Source organism: Erwinia psidii (genome assembly GCF_003846135.1).
GTDB lineage: Bacteria > Pseudomonadota > Gammaproteobacteria > Enterobacterales > Enterobacteriaceae > Erwinia > Erwinia psidii.
On sequence record NZ_RHHM01000006.1, the window covers coordinates 19,856 to 39,685 of the forward strand.

At 51.9% G+C, this 19,830-nt stretch carries 17 protein-coding genes; 4 read left to right on the top strand and 13 right to left on the bottom strand.

Annotated features, from left to right (window positions below; genetic code table 11):
* Positions 1-3 precede the first annotated feature (3 nt).
* The 12 genes from fabZ to rpsB all read right to left on the bottom strand — a co-directional run bounded on the left by fabZ (position 4) and on the right by rpsB (position 12,737).
* Positions 4-459 (bottom strand): 3-hydroxyacyl-ACP dehydratase FabZ, encoded by a 456-nt coding sequence (fabZ, locus tag EB241_RS08825; protein ID WP_124232826.1) that lies wholly within the window; start codon positions 457-459, stop codon positions 4-6.
* 162 nt (positions 460-621) lie between these two features.
* Positions 622-1,644 (bottom strand): UDP-3-O-(3-hydroxymyristoyl)glucosamine N-acyltransferase, encoded by a 1,023-nt coding sequence (gene lpxD, locus EB241_RS08830; protein WP_124232827.1) that lies wholly within the window; start codon positions 1,642-1,644, stop codon positions 622-624.
* Between the two features lie 3 nt (positions 1,645-1,647).
* Positions 1,648-2,145: a molecular chaperone Skp gene (skp, locus tag EB241_RS08835; RefSeq protein ID WP_124232828.1), complete on the bottom strand. Its 498-nt coding sequence runs from the start codon at positions 2,143-2,145 to the stop codon at positions 1,648-1,650.
* Between the two features lie 159 nt (positions 2,146-2,304).
* On the bottom strand, positions 2,305-4,707 hold the full coding sequence (gene bamA / locus EB241_RS08840; protein WP_124232829.1) for an outer membrane protein assembly factor BamA: 2,403 nt from the start codon (positions 4,705-4,707) through the stop codon (positions 2,305-2,307).
* Positions 4,708-4,762: 55 nt separating this feature from the next.
* Positions 4,763-6,112: a sigma E protease regulator RseP gene (rseP, locus tag EB241_RS08845; protein ID WP_124232830.1), complete on the bottom strand. Its 1,350-nt coding sequence runs from the start codon at positions 6,110-6,112 to the stop codon at positions 4,763-4,765.
* Positions 6,113-6,121: 9 nt separating this feature from the next.
* Positions 6,122-6,979 (bottom strand): phosphatidate cytidylyltransferase, encoded by an 858-nt coding sequence (gene cdsA, locus EB241_RS08850; RefSeq protein ID WP_124232831.1) that lies wholly within the window; start codon positions 6,977-6,979, stop codon positions 6,122-6,124.
* 18 nt (positions 6,980-6,997) lie between these two features.
* The gene (gene ispU, locus EB241_RS08855) at positions 6,998-7,750 is read right to left on the bottom strand and encodes a (2E,6E)-farnesyl-diphosphate-specific ditrans,polycis-undecaprenyl-diphosphate synthase (protein WP_124232832.1); all 753 of its coding nucleotides are present in this window, start codon (positions 7,748-7,750) and stop codon (positions 6,998-7,000) included.
* Between the two features lie 192 nt (positions 7,751-7,942).
* Positions 7,943-9,139 carry a 1-deoxy-D-xylulose-5-phosphate reductoisomerase gene (gene ispC / locus EB241_RS08860; RefSeq protein WP_124232833.1) on the bottom strand — a complete coding sequence of 399 codons (1,197 nt, stop codon included), beginning with the start codon at positions 9,137-9,139 and terminating at the stop codon, positions 7,943-7,945.
* Positions 9,140-9,272: 133 nt separating this feature from the next.
* Positions 9,273-9,830 (bottom strand): ribosome recycling factor, encoded by a 558-nt coding sequence (frr, locus tag EB241_RS08865; RefSeq protein ID WP_124232834.1) that lies wholly within the window; start codon positions 9,828-9,830, stop codon positions 9,273-9,275.
* A 134-nt stretch (positions 9,831-9,964) separates the two neighbouring features.
* Positions 9,965-10,690, bottom strand: coding sequence for a UMP kinase (gene pyrH, locus EB241_RS08870; protein WP_124232835.1), 726 nt, complete (start codon positions 10,688-10,690; stop codon positions 9,965-9,967).
* A gap of 154 nt (positions 10,691-10,844) precedes the next feature.
* Complete coding sequence (gene tsf, locus EB241_RS08875; protein WP_124232836.1) at positions 10,845-11,696, bottom strand: translation elongation factor Ts; 852 nt, start codon at positions 11,694-11,696, stop codon at positions 10,845-10,847.
* 315 nt (positions 11,697-12,011) lie between these two features.
* Positions 12,012-12,737, bottom strand: a complete 726-nt coding sequence (rpsB, locus tag EB241_RS08880) for a 30S ribosomal protein S2 (protein WP_124232837.1) — start codon at positions 12,735-12,737, stop codon at positions 12,012-12,014.
* A gap of 307 nt (positions 12,738-13,044) precedes the next feature.
* Between rpsB and map the strand changes: the two genes are divergently transcribed.
* From map to EB241_RS08900, 4 genes are all read left to right on the top strand, one after another.
* Positions 13,045-13,839, top strand: a complete 795-nt coding sequence (gene map / locus EB241_RS08885) for a type I methionyl aminopeptidase (protein ID WP_124232838.1) — start codon at positions 13,045-13,047, stop codon at positions 13,837-13,839.
* A 256-nt stretch (positions 13,840-14,095) separates the two neighbouring features.
* Positions 14,096-16,741 carry a bifunctional uridylyltransferase/uridylyl-removing protein GlnD gene (glnD, locus tag EB241_RS08890; RefSeq protein WP_124232839.1) on the top strand — a complete coding sequence of 882 codons (2,646 nt, stop codon included), beginning with the start codon at positions 14,096-14,098 and terminating at the stop codon, positions 16,739-16,741.
* A 105-nt stretch (positions 16,742-16,846) separates the two neighbouring features.
* Positions 16,847-17,671, top strand: a complete 825-nt coding sequence (dapD, locus tag EB241_RS08895) for a 2,3,4,5-tetrahydropyridine-2,6-dicarboxylate N-succinyltransferase (protein ID WP_124232840.1) — start codon at positions 16,847-16,849, stop codon at positions 17,669-17,671.
* Between the two features lie 327 nt (positions 17,672-17,998).
* Positions 17,999-18,391 carry a DUF3461 family protein gene (locus EB241_RS08900; RefSeq protein ID WP_124232841.1) on the top strand — a complete coding sequence of 131 codons (393 nt, stop codon included), beginning with the start codon at positions 17,999-18,001 and terminating at the stop codon, positions 18,389-18,391.
* 124 nt (positions 18,392-18,515) lie between these two features.
* Here the strand turns inward: EB241_RS08900 and EB241_RS08905 are convergent, their stop codons facing one another.
* On the bottom strand, positions 18,516-19,673 hold the full coding sequence (locus EB241_RS08905; RefSeq protein WP_124232842.1) for a CdaR family transcriptional regulator: 1,158 nt from the start codon (positions 19,671-19,673) through the stop codon (positions 18,516-18,518).
* Positions 19,674-19,830: the final 157 nt, after the last annotated feature.

A 19,830-nucleotide genomic window follows, 5' to 3' on the forward strand; every position in this document is an offset into this window, starting at 1 on the left:
GCATCATGTCTCCCGGCTGCGGGCACACATCATTGTTGCTTCGCAGACAATTTTACCGTCAACGGTTGCCACGCCTTTAAAACGCGTCAGACCACGGCGGGTTTTTTCAAACGTCACATCCATGATCATTTGATCGCCAGGCACCACCGGCCGTTTAAAACGTGCTTCATCAATACCGGCAAAGTAATACAGCTCACCAGGCTCCAGTTTTCCAACGCTTTTAAACGCCAGAATACCGGTTGCCTGCGCCATAGCCTCTAGAATTAGCACACCGGGAAAAATCGGTTTACCAGGGAAATGGCCCTGGAAAAAGGGTTCGTTGACCGATACGTTTTTTACTGCACGCAGGAATTTGTGCTCTTCAAACTCAAGCACGCGATCAACCAGCAGAAACGGATAGCGGTGCGGCAGTAGTTCAATAATCTCTTCAATCTTCAGAGTATGCGTTTCAGTAGTCAAAATACTCTTCCTGTCCTAAAAAATTCTGATGGCATCAATAACACGGCCTGCAAAGATCGATAAGACTCTTCGCAGGCCGCAAATCAGTTTCCGTCCGCAAGCTTCCATGATTTACTTTATGTATTTATGAAAGTGGGCCACCGGTCTGGTCATAAAACTCTGTCAGTCTTTCCCAACCTTGCGTTCGATGTTTTTTAAGCGCTTGCTCATTTCATCAATGTTCATTACCAGCGCGGCGGTTTTACGCCAGATTTTGTTCGGTTGCAGCGGGATCCCGGAAGAGTATACCCCAGGTTCGGTAATTGGTCGCATCACCATTCCCATTCCCGTTACCGTCACCTTGTCACAAATCTCCATGTGACCATTTATCACACTGGCCCCGCCAATCATGCAGTAGCGGCCAATTTTCAGACTGCCAGCCATGATGACGCCACCAGCAACGGCTGTATTGTCACCAATCACCACGTTATGCGCAATCTGGCATTGGTTATCAATGATAACACCATTCCCAATTTGAGTGTTATCCAACGCACCGCGATCGATCGTGGTGCAGGCACCAATCTCCACCGCATCGCCAATCACCACCGTGCCCAACTGAGGGATCTTCACCCAGTTACCACGATCGTTCGCATAGCCAAAACCATCAGCACCGATCACGGTACCCGACTGGATCAGACAGCGCTCACCGATCTGAATTTCATGGTAAACCGTTACGTTGGCCCACAAACGCGAGCCGCTGCCAATGCGGGTATTTTTACCCACGAAGCACCCCGGACCAATCACCACGTTATCACCCAGCTTAACGCCGGATTCAATCACGGCATTCGCGCCAACAGCGACATTTTCGCCAAGCGTGGCACTGGGATCAATGACAGCACTGGCGGCAATGCTGCTTGCAGGCAGCGGAGTACTGTCAAGAATTTGCGCCATGCGCGCATAGGACAGATAAGGATTTTTAACCACCAGGGTTGCCCCCGGGAAACATTCCCTGTCCGCTTCCAACAATACAACAGCGGAAGCATGGCAGTCAGCAAGCTGGTCGCGATGGCGGCTGTTTGAAAGAAAAGTGATTTGTCCTGCCTGGGCAGATTGTACAGAAGCAATGCCGGAGATGACAATTTCGCCATCTCCGTGCAAATCTGCATCCAACTGCTGGGCTAAATCAGCCAGTCGAATCGAAGGCATCAATTATTTAACCTGTTTCAGTACATCAGCAGTGATGTCTTTGGACTTGCCAGCGTAAGCTACCGCGTTAGCATCGATAACCACATCGTAACCTTCGTCATCAGCCACTTTCTTAACGGCATCCTGGATACGGCTCAGGATTTTATTGCGTTCTTCAGCCTGGCGACGACGGTTATCCTGTTCAAAAGCCTGAGCTTTTGTCTGGAAAGTCTCACGCTGAGCCATGATGTCTTTTTCCATGCGGCTACGTTCGCTGGCTTTCATGGTTGAACCATCACGCTGCAATTTCTGCATTTTAGTTTGCAGATCGCTTTCCATTCCCTGCAGTTCGGTTGCACGGCCTTTAAACTCAGATTCGAGCTGTTTCGCAACTGTCGCACGCGCTGGTAACTGTTGGAAAATGCTGGAAACGTTCACCACTGCAATTTTGTCAGCAGCCTGGACACCAGCGGAAACCGCCAGAGCAAGAGAAAGGCCTGCGGCACACAACAACTTTTTCACTATAAAACTCCTTACCATTAACGTTTGTGTCTTCGACACAGGTGTTACGCGTTCAGGCAACCCAAAGTTGCCTGTTCACTGCGCGAGACTTGCAGTAACCACCGCAAGCGATGGGAAAGCGAAAACCCCTCTTTCCCTCAGCAACCCTGCCAAACCGGCTTACCAGGTTTTACCAATGTTAAACTGGAACTGCTCGGCCTTATCTCCATCATACTTTTTAAACGGCTGGGCGTAAGAGAACACCAGAGGCCCCAGCGGAGACATCCACTGTAATGCCAGACCGGCAGACATACGAATATTGCCCGGATCACTGTAATCAGGAATACCCGCAGCACGAGTCTCAGCCGTATTTTCCCAGTTGGTATCCCATACCGTACCGGCGTCAACAAACAGCGACGTACGTACTGAATTAGCGTATTTATCGCTCAGGAATGGGGTTGGGGTAATCAGTTCAGCGCTGGCAGTTGCCATCGCGTTGCCGCCCACAGCATCACTTGAATTACAGTAAACGCCCGTTGAACAGGTGCTGGAACCGTTGTTGTAGTATGCCGCTTTCGGACCGATGGTATTGGAGCGGAAACCACGCACGGTGCTGGAGCCACCGGCATAGAAGTTTTCATAGAATGGCAGCTCTTTGCCATTCAATCCGCCACCGTAGCCAACTTTCCCACGGCCCAGCAACACCCAGGTATGATCCTGGTTCAGCGGCATATATTGCTGAGTATCCAGCGTTGCCTTGTAGAAAGCATTATCTGAACCCGGAATCGTCACTTTTCCGTTCAGATTAGTACGGTTACCTGACGTTGGGAAGAAGCCACGGTCAAGATTATTGTAGGTCCAGCCGTAGTTGAAGGTGAAGTCATCGGCAGAATAATCAGCGTCAGAAGTCGTGCCTGGATCCTGGCCTACGGAGCGCAGATAACGGAACATCGCAATTTGCGGCTGCATGTTGGACAGATCGTTGTGAACATAACCCAACCCAACGCGCAGGGTATTATTCTCATTCACCGGGAAGCCAAGCGTGCCATCCAGACCATAACTCTTGTTGGTATAGTCAGAAAGGTCAGCATCATCCGCTTTGAAATCATTATAGAAAATGCGACCGCCCAGGCTGACACCATCCACCGTGAAGTAAGGATCGGTCAGTGAGAATTCGGCATAGGTCTGGTAGTCATTTTTGGTGCCGCTGATACCAACGGTGTTACCCGTTCCCAACCAGTTGTCCTGAGTGACACCGACCTGGAAGCTGACGCCACTCTCTGTGCCGTAACCCACACCAAAGTTAAAGGTGCCCGTGTTACGTTCTTTCACCTTATAAACGACGTCTACCTGATCTGGCGACCCCGGTACACGCTGAGTTTCAGTTTCGACCGTTTCAAAATAGCCGGTGCGGTTCAGACGTTCTTTGCCCTGTTCAACCAGGTTGCTACCCAGCCACGCGCCTTCCATCTGACGCATTTCGCGGCGCAGAACGGAATCTTTGGAGGTATCGTTACCTTCGAAGCGCACCTTACGTACGTAATAACGGTTTCCGGCGTCCACATTGACATGCAGCTTGACGGTTTTATCCGCATCATTGATTTCAGGCTGGGTCATCACGCGTGGATAAGCGTAACCGTAGCGACCAAACATCTTCTTGATGTCGTCTTCCATTTTGGTGACTTTGGCACCGTTATAGAGTTCACCCGGTTTGACTTTAGTCAGGCTTTCCACTTCCGCAGAATGGCCCGCCATACTACCGTTAACCACCACGCCTGAGAGCTTATATTGATCGCCTTCGGTGATGTTAATGGTGATATAAATGCCCTTCTTGTCCGGCGTCAGACTGACCTGAGTCGAATCAATGTTGAAACGGGCATAGCCGCGATCCAGATAGAAGCTACGCAGGGTTTCCAGATCACCCGCCAGTTTCTGCTTCTGGTATTTGCGATCGCCGACCACATTCCACCACGGAACTTCATCACGCAGCTGGAAGCGGGAGATCAATTCATCAGAGCTAAAGGCCTTGTTGCCCACAACGTTGATCTGCTGAATTTTGGCGGAAACCCCTTCGGTAAACACCAGCTTCAGGTCGACACGGTTGCGGGGCAGTGGCGTGACTACGGCTTTAACGTTGGCACTGTATTTACCCACGCTGTAGTAGAAGTCTTCCAGGCCCTTTTCAATGGAAGAGATGGTGGTGCGGTCAAGGGCTTCCCCGACGCGCACACCCGATGCTTCCAGGTTCTGCTTGAGCATGTCATCTTTCACCGCTTTGTTGCCGGAGAAGGTGATGCTGGCAATGGTAGGGCGCTCCTTCACCTGAACGATCAGCGTGTTACCATCGCGCAATACCTGGACATCCTCGAAGTTCCCGGTGGCAAACAGCGCACGAATGGTATTACTGATATCTTCATCTGAGACGGAATCTCCTACGCGGACAGGCATACTAAGCAATGCCGCCCCGACGGCGACCCGTTGCAGGCCTTCGAAATGAATATCCTTCACTACGAAGCCGTCTGCCGCGTATACGGTAACGCTGCTAAACAGCAGCGACGCTATGAGCAACTTTTTCATCGCCATCGTTATTATGCATTCTTCCTAACTGGTTTTCGCACCACATCTGCCTGATGGCAGATCAGAGACGCGAAAAATCATTGAATAGTGCAAGCCCCATTAACAACACCAGCAAAATTGAGCCAATGCGATAACTGAAGTCCTGAACTCGCTCAGACACCGGCCCACCCTTGATCTTTTCGATCGCGAGGAACAACAAATGCCCACCATCTAATACCGGCAAGGGAAACAGATTGATAATACCGAGGTTCACGCTGATCAGAGCCAGGAACATCAGATAGTAGATCAAGCCATATTCCGCCGACATCCCAGCACCCTGGGCGATTGAAATCGGCCCGCTGAGATTGTTTAACTTCACTTCGCCAGCAATCAGTTTACCCAGCATGTTCACCGTCAGCTTCATCAACTGCCAGGTTTTTGCACTGGCCTCACCGATTGCCGAAAAGGGTCCATACTGACGAACCGTTTTATATTCGTCCGGCAACGGGATAATACGCGGGACAACCCCGGCAAACCCCACTGCTTTACCGCCTTGCTTTACGTCCGGCGTCAGCGTCAGCGCCAGCAAGCCTGCCTGACGCTCCACCTCTATCGACAACGCTTTACCGGGATTATCCCGCACCAGCGTAACGAAATGCTGCCACTGGTCCAACGGCTGACCATCGACTTTAACGATCCTGTCACCTGCTTGCAAACCCGCCTTTTGGGCCGCTGAGTTGGCCTGTACTTCAGCCAGTACAGTTTCAATCTGCGGGCCTCGAGGACGGATCCCCAGCGAAGTAATCGGATCCTGTCTGGCCGGATCGAACTGCCAGTGACGCAAATCAACACGCTTTTCAGCGAGCTGACTGGTACCAAAGGGCACCATGCTGAGCACCGTTTCCGGGTCACCTATTTTCGACACCAGTGCCATGCGTACAGCATCCCAGTCAGGCGTTTCGATACCATCAATAGCCTTAAGTTCCATGCCAGGAACAATTTGCGCCACTCCGGCAGGCGAACCGTTCACTATTTCACCAACCACAGGGCGAATACCGGGCACACCAATGATAAAAACCAGCCACCAGGCAAAAATGGCGAAGATAAAGTTAGCAAGGGGGCCAGCGGCAATAATGGCGGCACGCTGTGAGACGGTTTTATGATTAAAAGCCCGGTGACGAAGCTCAGGCGGAACGGTTTCAACCCGTTCATCAAGCATTTTCACGTAGCCCCCCAAGGGGATCAACGCGATGACATATTCCGTTCCCTGTCGATCGCTACGGCGCCACAGTGCCTTGCCGAAGCCAACCGAAAAACGCTCTACTTTTACACCACAGCGGCGCGCAACCCAGAAGTGGCCAAATTCATGAACCGTAATCAGTACACCCAGCGCGACGATAAAAGCTCCCAGGCTCCAGAGTATACTCAGCATAGTAATCCCTTATAGCGTTCCGAAAACCAACAGCAGTAAGCAGGTAAATACCGGGACTGCTGCGGTAAGGCTATCAATACGATCCAATATTCCTCCGTGTCCTGGGATCAGGTTGCCACTGTCTTTGATGCCGGCCTCACGCTTAAACATACTTTCACTTAAATCGCCCAGCACAGAAGCCAGTGCAGCAGCGACAGAACAGATTAACAGCGTGTCTACGGACACCTTTAACGGCGCCCACAGGCTGAACAGCCAGGCAATCAGCGCTGACGTCACCAGTCCACCGAAAAAACCCTCCAGGGTTTTACCCGGAGAGACTTTAGGTGCCAGTTTGTGCTTACCGAACAGACGACCAAACAGGTAAGCGCCAGAATCGGCTCCCCAGACCAGGAACATGACGTACAGTAACCACCAGGCACCGGCAAAACGGTCCGCTTCGTAGTGATACTGACGCAGGGTCAGCATACTCCAGAAAAATGGCACAATCGTCAGCACCCCAAAGAGCAGACGCAGCGCCCTTGAACAACGCCAGAGAGAGGCAGAAACCGGATAAAAAACCACTAACAGTAAAGCGCACCCCCACCAGCCCAGAGCAGCCCACAGCGAAAAGGCTATCTGCGGCTGATGAACAGAGTGATGCCAGGCAGGTAACGTAAACATCATGAACGCCAGCAGCAGCCCGCATAACAGAGCCAGCCAGATACGCTGCGAGTGCGAGGCCAGCCCGGCAAATTGCCCCCATTCCCAGGCAGCAAGCATACAGACCGCCATAACAACGATGGCAAATGCCGGGGGAGGCAGCAAAAACAGTGCTGCAATCACAATTGGAATAAGTACAAACGCGGTAATCAGGCGAGACTTCAGCAAAGATTACCCCCAGTGCGCTCAGACGCCGCCGGGTGCTGCACCGCCAAAGCGACGCTCTCGTTGTGCAAAAGCATTCAGGGCACCTTCAAAAACGTGTTCATCAAAATCAGGCCAGAGAATATCAGTGAAAAAGAATTCCGCGTAGGCTACCTGCCACAGCAAGAAATTACTGATTCGATGTTCTCCTCCCGTCCTTATTACCAGATCCACCGGCACCAGTTCATTGAGGCAAAGATGCTGACCCAGCGTCTCTTCCTCAATCTGGTCTGGAAGAATCAGGCCTTCCTGAACCTGCTCCGCTATTTTTCTGACGCCGTGAATAATATCCCAACGCCCGCCATAATTCGCGGCAATGTTCAGGGTGAGTCCATCATTTTGTTGAGTGAGTTCCTCAGCGCGACGAATGCATGCCTGCAGTCGGGCATTGAAACGACTGACGTCGCCAATAACTCGCAGTCGGACATTGTGCTTGTGCAAACTTTTGACTTCGCTGTCGAGCGCCCAAACGAACAGTTGCATCAGCGCCATGACTTCCTGCGGCGGACGGTTCCAGTTCTCACTGCTGAAAGCATATAAGGTGAGTGCTTTCAGCTTGTTGCTTACGGCGAAACTGACAGCACGACGAACCGATTTCACTCCGGCTTTATGGCCCAAAATACGGAGTTTTCCCCGATTTTTAGCCCAGCGGCCATTGCCATCCATAATGATGGCCACATGACGGGGATTATCTCCCAGGAAGTCATCGGTTTTTAATTGATTTTCGGACGACATAACGCGTAATTATTTCCTTTAATCAGAAATACAACGGTTTCTGAAATATCTACCCGCTCGACGCAAAAAAGCCGTGTTTCACACGGCCATGCATACCGCTCAATACAACGTCATTCTCATTCAGCGGGCGGAGACTATATCATCTACGCCCACCGGCCACAAATAGCGACAGGATCCCAGAGCGAATTATCGTCACTGACTGAAAGCAGAAAGGCAAGCTGTCGCAGCAGCACGAGCCTGGCGATCGATTGCCAAAACGGCCTCCACACTATCTGGCTCTGCACAGTGGAGCGTTTCCATAACGGTGGAATTGACGGCCGCAATATCCGTGAAACGTATCTGAGAATCCAAAAATGCAGCGACGGCGATTTCATTGGCTGCGTTCAGGGCAGTGGTCGCCGCCTGACCGGCTTTACAGGCATCAATGGCCAGTTTCAGGCAAGGATAGCGCGCATAATCAGGCTCGGAAAATGTCATTGCGCCCATTCGGGCAAAATCCAGCGATTTCGCACCGGACTGAACACGCCGCGGCCAGGCCATCACATGTGCGATTGGTGTGCGCATATCTGGCGATCCAAGTTGCGCAAGCACACTGCCATCACGGTACCGCACCATTGAATGTATCACCGACTGAGGATGCAGAATGACTTCCATCTGAGCGTCTGTTGCATTAAACAGCCAGCGGGCTTCGATATATTCCAGACCTTTATTCATCATGGTGGCCGAATCGACGGAAATCTTACGTCCCATCGACCAGTTCGGATGGGCACAGGCCTGATCGGGTGTCATATGCACCAGATCGGCCAGTGGCGCGTCACGAAAGGGGCCACCCGATCCCGTGAGGATAATGCTTTCTATGCCATTATCCTCTAGAGAAGCGTAACCTAACTGCTGCTGAAGGGAAGCAGGCAAACTCTGAAAAATGGCGTTATGTTCGCTGTCAACAGGCAGCAATTGCGCGTTTGACGCACTCACCGCCTGCATAAACAGCCGTCCACAGGTAACCAGTGACTCTTTATTGGCGAGAAGCACCTGTTTTCCGGCACGAATGGCGGCCAGGGTGGGCATCAATCCCGCTGCACCGACAATCGCCGCCATAACCTGATCCACATCGTCCAGCGCCGCCAGTTCACAGGCTGCCTGCTCCCCACTCAGTACTTCCGTTGTCACATTCATGTCTTGAAGGCGAATACGCAGTGCTGAAGCAGAAACTTCATCCGCCATCGCCGCCAGGGCTGGCCGGAAAGTAAGACATTGAGCGGCCATCAGTTCAACATTATGGCCTGCCACCAGCGCTTTTACCGAGAACAGATGGGGATTCGCTCCAATCACAGCCAGCGTGCTGGTCCCGATAGAACCGGTTGAACCAAGAATGGTTAATTGCTTCATGAAAGTACTCTGTGTCGTGGCCTGTGAAACAGTCTGGCCGGTAGGTCAGACGGGCAATAAAAGCAAAACGCCGCAAGACTGTCCACCCAAACGAACGGCAATCTGTACGGCGTTTTAGCGCTGCACCGGAAACTCAGAACTCCATCAGTTCCGCTTCTTTTTCTGCCAGCGCGGCATCCACTTTTTTGATGCAAATATCAGTCATCTTCTGAATATCATCCTGAGAACGACGTTCTTCGTCTTCACTGATCGCTTTGTCTTTCAACAACACTTTCACTTTATCGTTAGCGTCGCGGCGAACGTTACGGACAGAAACGCGCCCCTGCTCCGCTTCACCACGGACAATTTTGATCAGGTCCTTACGACGTTCTTCGGTCAGCGCGGGCAGCGGCACGCGGATATCGCTCCCGGCAGAGCTGGGATTTAAACCCAGATCGGAGGTCATGATCGCTTTTTCAACGGCGGCGCTGATGGAACGATCAAAAACATTGACTTTCAGCGTACGTGAGTCTTCTACCGTCACGCTGGCCAGCTGGCGCAGCGGCGTGGCAGCGCCGTAGTATTCGACCATAATGCCGTCAAGAATACTGGGGGATGCACGGCCCGTGCGGATTTTACTGATATTGTTTTTGAATGCTTCCACGCATTTATCCATACGCGTTTCTGCATCTTTTTTGATTTCGTTAATCACATTGAAACCCTTGAATTCTGGTTGACCGGCCAGGCGTTGTAATAAGCCGGCTGCAACATAGTCATCGTTATGATTCTGTAGTGCGTAAGGCACCGCGAAAGCAGAATATACCTTATTTTATCTGCTGACTGATATTATTGCGTAATCAGCGTGCCTTCTTTTTCACCCATCACCACCCGGCGCAGTGCCCCAGGCTTATTCATATTGAATACGCGGATAGGCAGCTTATGGTCACGGGCCAGCGTAAAGGCAGCCAGGTCCATCACCTTCAGTTCCTTGTCCAGCACATCAGCATAGCTGATGCGTTCAAACAGCGTCGCTTCAGGGTTTTTTACCGGATCGGCAGAATAAACACCATCCACTTTGGTCGCTTTCAACACCACGTCGGCTTCAATCTCAATGCCACGCAAACAGGCCGCTGAATCCGTGGTAAAGAACGGGTTACCTGTTCCGGCAGAGAAGATCACCACGCGATTGTTACGCAACAGACTAATGGCCTCTGCCCAGCTGTAATTATCACATACGCCATTCAGAGGAATGGCAGACATCAGACGGGCATTAACATAGGCACGATGGAGGGCATCACGCATTGCCAGACCATTCATTACGGTCGCCAGCATCCCCATGTGGTCACCGACAACCCGGTTCATACCGGCCTGTGCCAGACCGGCACCGCGGAACAGATTACCGCCACCAATCACCACACCAACCTGAATGCCCAGCTCCACCAGTTCTTTCACTTCCTGAGCCATACGATCCAGCACACTGGCATCAATACCAAAGCCTTCAGCACCTTGCAGGGCTTCGCCACTCAGTTTCAGCAGGATACGTTGATATACAGGTTTTGCATTGGTCGCCATGGTTTTTTTCCTGGAAGATATTTATCGGGGTGAAATGTTAAATCCTGTCAATCATCCTACCAGCTGCAACAAAATGCTATTGGGATGAGACTGAAAATGCGCTGAGAGACAGCAGGTAAAAAAGAACCGCCGGTTGGCGGTTCTTTTCAGACGATTAAGACTGTTTGGACATCGCTGCAACTTCAGCAGCGAAATCAGTTTCAGCTTTCTCAATGCCCTCACCCACTTCGAAACGGATGAAGTTAATCACGTCAGCATTCTTCTCTTTCAGCACCTGACCAACGGTTTTGCCTGGATCGATAACGAAAGGCTGACCGGTCAGAGAAACTTCGCCGGTGAATTTCTTCATACGGCCTTCAACCATTTTCTCTGCGATTTCTTTTGGCTTACCAGACTGCATGGCGATGTCGAGCTGGACCTGGTACTCTTTCTCAACCACATCAGCAGACACGTCTTCTGGCTTAACAAATTCTGGCTTGCTGGCGGCGACGTGCATAGCAATTTGCTTAACCAGTTCTTCATCAGCATTTTTAGCGGAAATCAGAACGCCGATACGTGCACCGTGCAGGTAGCTGCCCAGCACATCGCCTTCCAGCGAGGAAACGCGACGGATGTTGATGTTTTCACCGATTTTGGCCACCAGCGCCACGCGTTCTTCTTCGAACTGCGCTTTCAACACTTCAACATCGGTGATTTTGCCAGCCAATGCAGCATCCAGCACTTTATCAGCAAACGCCTGGAAACCACCATCTTTAGCAACGAAGTCAGTCTGGCAGTTTACTTCCAGAATCACACCGTAGTTGCCTTCGATTTTGGTTTTGATCACGCCATCAGCGGCCACGTTGCCTGCTTTTTTAGCGGCTTTGATCGCGCCAGACTTACGCATGTTTTCAATCGCCAGCTCAATGTCGCCACTGGCTTCGGTCAGCGCTTTTTTACAGTCCATCATGCCAGCGCCAGTGCGCTCGCGCAGCTCTTTTACCAGAGCAGCAGTAATATCAGCCATTCTCTAATCCTCGGTTAGCTCGCATCTGTCCGCTGCGTCGTAAGACGGCACGACAAATGCCTGGTCTCGGGGGAAACATTCTGCCCCGCCGCGTGTGACAGGCGGCAAAGCAAAGTCGAAAAAATAAAGGGGCCAGTCAGGCCCCTTACAGATTTTAATCTGATGGCTACCCATTATCCCTGACACGACAGCAGGACGCTTTGTGCAGAATGCCTGTCACGCTGACTCAGGTCAGTCATCCGGGCAAAAAACACGAAACCAGTATCACTGCGGCATCAGAGACAACGGATATAAGGGCTCTCTGTAGAGCACGCCTTATTCAGCTTCAGCGAAGCTTTCTTCTGCCTGCTGAACCAGGTCCTGAGAGCGACCTTCACGCACAGTGGTGGCCACTGCGGTCAGGTACAGGCTAACAGCGCGGATGGCGTCGTCATTACCAGGGATAATGAAGTCAACACCGTCTGGATCAGAATTAGTATCAACAACGGCGAATACCGGGATACCCAGGTTGTTCGCTTCTTTGATAGCGATATGTTCGTGATCGGCATCGATAACAAACAGTGCGTCCGGCAGGCCGCCCATGTCTTTGATACCGCCCAGGCTGTTTTCCAGCTTGGCCAGCTCTCGATCGCGCATCAGCGCTTCTTTTTTGGTCAGTTTATCGAAAGTACCGTCCTGAGACTGAGTTTCCAGATCTTTCAGACGTTTGATGGACTGACGCACGGTTTTCCAGTTAGTCAGCATACCACCCAGCCAGCGGTGGTTTACGAAGAACTGATCGCAGCTCAGAGCATGCTCTTTTACCGCTTCGCTTGCTGCACGCTTGGTACCAACGAACAGAATTTTACCTTTACGGGAAGCAATTTTGTTCAGTTCAGCCAGCGCTTCGTTGAACATTGGTACCGTTTGTTCAAGGTTGATGATGTGAACTTTGTTACGCGCGCCGAAGATGAATGGCTTCATTTTCGGGTTCCAGTAACGGGTCTGGTGACCGAAGTGTACACCGGCCTTGAGCATGTCGCGCATGGAAACAGTTGCCATGATTACCTCTATAGAATGATTTGGGGTTAAGCCTCCATGTATCCCATACAACCGACCTCTCACAACGTTCAAGGCACCCCGGCGTATGTGTCGATACATGTGTGTTATTTACACGGGAGATTTATGCGCTTCCCTGTGAAACTGCTGATACAGGGATTCGTCGGCGCGCTTTATATCACAAAGTGCCGCGCGAAGCTAATTTTTCATCGCCATGACAAACGACAATTGGCAGCGGCAAAGTGGACTGCTACCATTGCAGCACTTCTTTTATTATTGTCGAAAATATCGTCAGCTGCGGACTAAATGAATGGCAATTACAATCAAAACTCCTGAAGAAATTGAAAAAATGCGCGTCGCTGGCCGTCTGGCTGCTGAAGTGCTGGAAATGATCGAAGAACACGTCAAACCCGGCGTCAGTACCGGCGAGCTGGATCGCCTTTGTCACGATTACATCGTTAATACTCAGAAGGCGATTTCGGCAAGCCTCGGCTATCACGGCTTTCCGAAGTCAGTCTGTATCTCAGTCAATGAGGTAGTCTGCCACGGCATTCCCAGCGATGACAAAATTCTGAAAGAGGGCGATATCGTCAATATTGACGTTACCGTCATTAAAGATGAATACCACGGCGACACTTCCAAAATGTATCTTGTCGGCCAGCCGACCATCCAGGGAGAACGCCTCTGTCGCGTAACACAGGAAAGTCTCTATCTTGCCTTACGCATGGTCAAACCGGGTATCCGACTGCGTACCATTGGTCGCGAAATTCAGCAGTTTGTTGAAGCACAGGATTTTTCCGTGGTGCGTGAATACTGTGGTCACGGGATCGGCAAAGGGTTCCATGAAGAGCCACAGGTATTGCACTACGATGCGGATGACGGCGGTGTAGTGTTGCAGGCCGGCATGGCCTTTACTATCGAGCCAATGGTCAATGCAGGGGACTATCGGATCCGCAGCATGAAGGATGGCTGGACGGTGAAAACCAAAGATCGTAGCCTGTCGGCACAGTATGAACATACTATTGTGGTCACGGAAACCGGCTGTGAAATTATGACATTGCGTAAAGACGACACTATACCGGCGATCCTTACTCACCCGATGTAACCCCGCTCGATCCCGTTACAGCAGTACAGGAACGCACCGCTGATGCAGTGCGTTCCTGAAAGCGAAGTTCTCCTTTGAAAGACAGTACCCTTCACGGCACCGACAGCGCCTCTGTCGGAAAACCTTAGCTGGCGCTCCCTTTTATCTCCTCCCTCAGGCAGTACCGTTTTATTTTGATTTTGACCGCATACTGGCGGTATTGTCCTGAGGACCGCCCAACTATTCCGACTGGCGGAGCACAACCTGGAGCACTGGCGTGACTGATATACTGAAAAATGACGGGCTGACGGAATCTGCTGCAAACTGGGATGACAGTGAGCTGACGCGTGACAAGCTAAAGCAGCATCTGGAACATTTCCGACACCACCTGGCCTGCGCGTTTGACCAGGGCGTTGATGTGGAGCAATTGATCGATGCCCGTACGCTGTTTATCGATCGCCTGCTGCGCCGCCTGTGGCGCTTTTATAATTTTCCTGAACAGCAAGATATTGCTTTAGTTGCCGTCGGCGGCTACGGACGTGGTGAGCTGCACCCATTGTCCGATATTGACGTGCTAATCCTCAGCCGCAGTCCCCTCTCAGCAGAAGATGCCCAGCGCACCAGTGCGCTACTGACGCTGATGTGGGACCTGAAACTGGAGGTAGGACACAGCGTAAGAACGCTGGAAGAGTGCCTTCTGGAAGGGCTGTCAGATCTGACCGTGGCCACCAACCTGATAGAATCCCGTATGCTGGTCGGTGATGTCACACTGTTCCTTGAATTGCAAAAAAACGTCTTCAGCGATGGATTCTGGCCTTCGGATCGTTTCTTTGCTGCCAAGATTGCCGAGCAACAGGAACGTCACCATCGCTATCACGGCACCAGCTACAACCTTGAACCAGATATTAAAAGCAGTCCCGGAGGACTGCGTGATATCCACACATTGCTGTGGGTAGCACGACGCCATTTTGGCGCCACCTCCCTTGATGAAATGGTGGGTTTTGGTTTTCTGACCGAAGCAGAACGTAATGAGCTGAACGAATGTCAGCATTTTCTCTGGCGCATTCGGTTTGCCCTGCATCTGACGCTGCCTCGTTACGATAACCGACTGCTGTTTGATCGTCAGCTGAATGTGGCCCAACGCCTGAACTACCAGGGAGAAGGCAACCAGTCGGTCGAGCGGATGATGAAAGATTTCTATCGCGTCACCGGCCGCGTCAGCGAACTGAACCAAATGCTTTTGCAACTTTTCGACGAAGCTATCCTTGCGCTGGAAGAAGATGAAAAGCCCCGTGCCATTGATGACGAGTTCCAGTTGCGCGGCAGGTTGATCGATCTGATTGATGAAACGCTGTTTGCCCGCCAGCCGGAAGCGATCATGCGCATGTTTCACACCATGGTGCGTATGCCAAATATCCGCGGCATTTACTCCACCACCCTTCGTCAGCTACGTCATGCACGCCGCCACCTGGAACAGCCGCTTTGTTACATCCCGGAAGCCCGCCAACTATTTCTCTCCATTTTGCGTCATCCCGGCGCGGTGAGCCAGGCGTTGGTGCCCATGCATCGCCACAGCGTGTTATGGGCCTACATGCCTCAGTGGGGCAATATCGTCGGACAGATGCAGTTCGACCTGTTTCATGCCTACACCGTGGATGAACACACGATCCGCGTATTACAGAAGCTGGAAAGTTTTGCCGACGAGGGAACCCGATCACAGCATCCCCTCTGCGTGGAGATTTGGCCAAGGCTACCGCAGCCCGAATTATTGCTGATGGCGGCGCTGTTTCATGATATCGCCAAAGGCCGTGGTGGCGATCACTCAATTCTTGGTGCCGAGGATGCGCTGCAGTTTGCCGACTTGCACGGGCTGAATTCCCGTGAGGCACAACTGGTTTCCTGGCTGGTGCGCCATCATCTGTTAATGTCGGTGACCGCACAGCGGCGGGATATTCAGGATCCGACAGAAATACAGCAATTTGCCGAAGTGATGCAGAATGAAAATCATCTGCGCTATCTGGTCTGCCTGACGGTGGCAGACATCTGTGCCACCAATGAAACACTGTGGAACAGCTGGAAACAAAGCCTGCTGCGCGAGCTGTTTTTCGCCACGGAAAAACAGCTGCGCCGCGGCATGGAAAACAGCCCGGATCTTCGCGAGCGCGTTCGCCATCACCGGCTTCAGGCACTGGCATTACTACGCATGGACAATATAGATGAGCACGCCCTTCATCGTATCTGGCGACGCTGTCGCGCGGATTACTTCCTGCGTCACACCCCGAATCAACTGGCATGGCACGCCCGTCACCTGATGAACCATAACCTGAGCGAACCGCTGGTTCTGGTCAGTCCGCAGGCCACACGCGGTGGTACTGAGATCTTTATCTGGAGCCCGGACCGGCCTTATCTGTTTGCCACCGTGGCAGGTGAACTGGATCGCCGCAACCTGAGCGTGCATGATGCACAGATTTTCACCAGTCGGGACGGCATGGCGATGGATACTTTCATCGTACTGGAGCCTGACGGCAGCCCGCTGGCAACCGATCGTCACCAGATGATCAGCGAAGCGCTTGGACAGGCTATCGCCCAGACTCACTGGCAGCCGCCCAAAACCCGCCGCCAGTCCGCCAGACTGAAGCATTTCAGCGTGGAAACTGAAACCAAGTTTCTGCCCACTCATGCTGATAATCGCACCTATATGGAATTGATCGCGCTGGATCAACCCGGGCTGCTGGCGCGGGTGGGCGAAGTGTTCGCCGATCTGGGCGTTTCATTACATGGCGCACGTATCAGTACCATCGGTGAACGCGTGGAAGATCTGTTTATCATTGCCGACAGTGAACGCCGTGCCCTCAGTCCACAATTGTGTGAACTGATACAACAACGGTTGACAGAGGCCCTTAATCCAAACGATAAAGTGTGACCCAAATTTAATTTTTACCCCGCCTTCCGGGAACCAGTGCGGCAGCGTCCGAAGCGCGTGGTCGTGTCGGCCCGGAGAGATGTTCAGATACAGGAAATAAAATTAATGCAACAGTTACAAAGTGTTATTGAGAGCGCCTTTGAGCGCCGTGCAGAAATCACCCCCACGAATGCCGACACGGTTACCCGTGAAGCGGTAAAGCAGGTAATAAGCCTGCTGGACAGTGGCGTGCTGCGCGTGGCTGAAAAAATTGACGGGCAATGGGTAACACACCAGTGGCTGAAAAAAGCCGTGCTGCTCTCTTTTCGCCTCAATGACAACCAGGTGATGGAAGGTGCTGAAAGCCGTTTCTACGATAAAGTACCGATGAAGTTTGCAGACTATGATGACGCCCGTTTCAAAAAAGAAGGCTTCCGCGTGGTGCCTCCTGCCGCCGTGCGCCAGGGCGCATTTATTGCGCGCAATACCGTGCTGATGCCCTCCTACGTTAATATCGGTGCATGGGTTGATGAAGGTTCAATGGTGGATACATGGGCAACCGTCGGATCCTGCGCCCAGATTGGTAAAAACGTTCATTTGTCAGGGGGCGTTGGCATCGGTGGCGTACTGGAACCATTGCAGGCAAACCCGACCATTATCGAAGATAACTGCTTTATCGGTGCGCGTTCAGAGATCGTTGAAGGCGTGATAGTGGAAGAAGGCGCGGTGATCTCCATGGGCGTGTACATCGGCCAGAGCACCAAAATCTACGATCGTGAAACCGGCGAAGTTCATTACGGACGTGTTCCGGCAGGTTCCGTAGTGGTATCCGGTAACTTACCGTCGAAAGATGGCAGCTACAGCCTGTACTGTGCGGTTATTGTGAAGAAAGTGGATGCAAAAACCCGTGGTAAAGTGGGCATCAACGAACTGCTGCGTACTATCGATTAACTTCCTTTGCGGGCCACTGATGTGGCCCGTAATGTTATCTTTACACTTCAGCGCTAAAAAACCTCTCCGGCGTGATAAAACAACTGATGCTATTGAGCATTAACCAGGCGATAATCCGCGCCGTTAAGCGCACAGACGCTCCCCGATCGCTTTTTAGATTTTCACATATACTCATCTGAGTACGGGATGAGCGAGCTACGCAAAAATACATCTTACCGCGCACCGTCAGCCAGATGGAGATTGTCTTCGTCAGCATGACGATGGGTCCGGGTCGGTTTTTGCAGCGCGCAGCCAAAACACCCCTCTCCCGCTAAGGAATAAATGACTATGTATGACAATTTGAAAGGTTTGGGTATTTCTAACCCTGATGATATTGACCGCTACAGCCTGCGTCAGGAAGCCAGCAACGATATTCTGAAAATTTACTTCCGAAAGGATAAAGGCGAGTTTTTTGCCAAAAGCGTCAAATTTAAATATCCACGCCAGCGCAAGACCGTGGTGGCGGATAACGTCAGCCAGGGCTATAAGGAAATCCAGGAAATCAGTCCGAACCTGCGTTACGTGATTGATGAGCTGGATCAGATCTGCCAACGCGATCAGGTTGATGTCGATCTGAAACGCAAAATTCTGGAAGATCTGCGTCATCTGAAATACGTCGTGTCCAATAAGATCGACGAAATTGAATCCGATCTGGAAAAACTGACCCGTAACGGTCGTTAATTCCCCGGACAGAACAGCAGAGGCCCACTTAATCCTGACACAGGCATTGAGTGGGCGTTATTTACTGCCAGACTTTCCGTTTGTCGACAGACATATCGCCGCCGACGTTTTCCTGCCTGTCAAATCAGGGCTGCTCATCGAACTGCAACGCGACATAAAGCAATAACCGGTCGTCAAAGTTACTCAGATTAAGGCCGCTCAGTTCAGAAATTCGGTTCAGGCGATACTCCAGCGTGTTGCGGTGGATATACAGCGCTTTTGCGGTGGCCGACGGTTGAACATTATTGCTGAACCATGCAATCAGCGTGCGTCGAAGTAAACCGTTATTATCCATTGACTTCAGTTTCGCCAGCGGGCGCGACAACTCCACCGCCTGCCAGCCGCCGCGAAGGCTATCCAACAGCACCGGCAGCACCAAATCCTGGTAAAAATAACTGCGTAACTCCGGCATCCTCTGTTTACCCACCTGCATGGTGGTATGGGCCGTGCGGTAAGAACGGGCAATACTGCCAGGGCCAGTGAAAAAATTACCCAGCGCAACCCGCATACGTAAATGGCCGCTCTCCTTCATGCGCGCCTGTAACAGTTCAACCCGCTTACGATGATCTTCTGCGTCAAAGCGACCGTGAGCATTTAAGGCTGGCTTCAGTACCACCATTTCTGTCAGTGAAACAATGGCGATAAGATTATCCCGCTCTGGCGTGGTCAGCAGCGTCTGTAGCTGTTGCAGCTCCGACATGGCGCTGTCCACGCCCAGCTGACCACTGTCAACCTCCACAACCGCAACCACCCGCGGCTGATTCAGATCGATACGCAGTCGTTGCGCCCATTCCATTAGCGCCGGTGACAGCGTGTCGCTGCGGATCAGATTCAGCACCAACTCTTCCCGCAGGCGGCTATCCTGTGCCAGCATATGAAGTAAACGCGCCTGCTCCAGCATCATTTCCGCCGTCATACAGACCAGCTCGCCATAATGCCGCAGGGCTTCAGGTTCACCTGTCAGGCCAATTACGCCAACAATCTCGCCATCAATACGCAGCGGCAGGTTGACCCCCGGCTTCACCCCGTGCAGGTGCTTTGCCACGGCTTCATTAATATCCACCACCCTGCCCTGTGATAACGCTAACAATGCTCCCTCGTGCAACTCGCCGATACGTTCACGGTCACCACTACCGATAATCCGGCCACGAGCATCCATCACATTGATATTACTGTCAATAATTCGCATGGTACGGGCAACAATGTCCTGAGCAAGACGGGGATCCAAATGATAAGTAGCCATTGACGACTCCTGGAACACATTATGCTGCCAGCATACCGCAGCAAAGCAGCGAAACACTGTGCATATGCACCAAGCGTGATCGGGGTTGTAAAAATTGCGATGGGATGAGGCAAGCAAGGGGGCCCGCACAGAAGCCGACTTCGATGACGCCCAATGT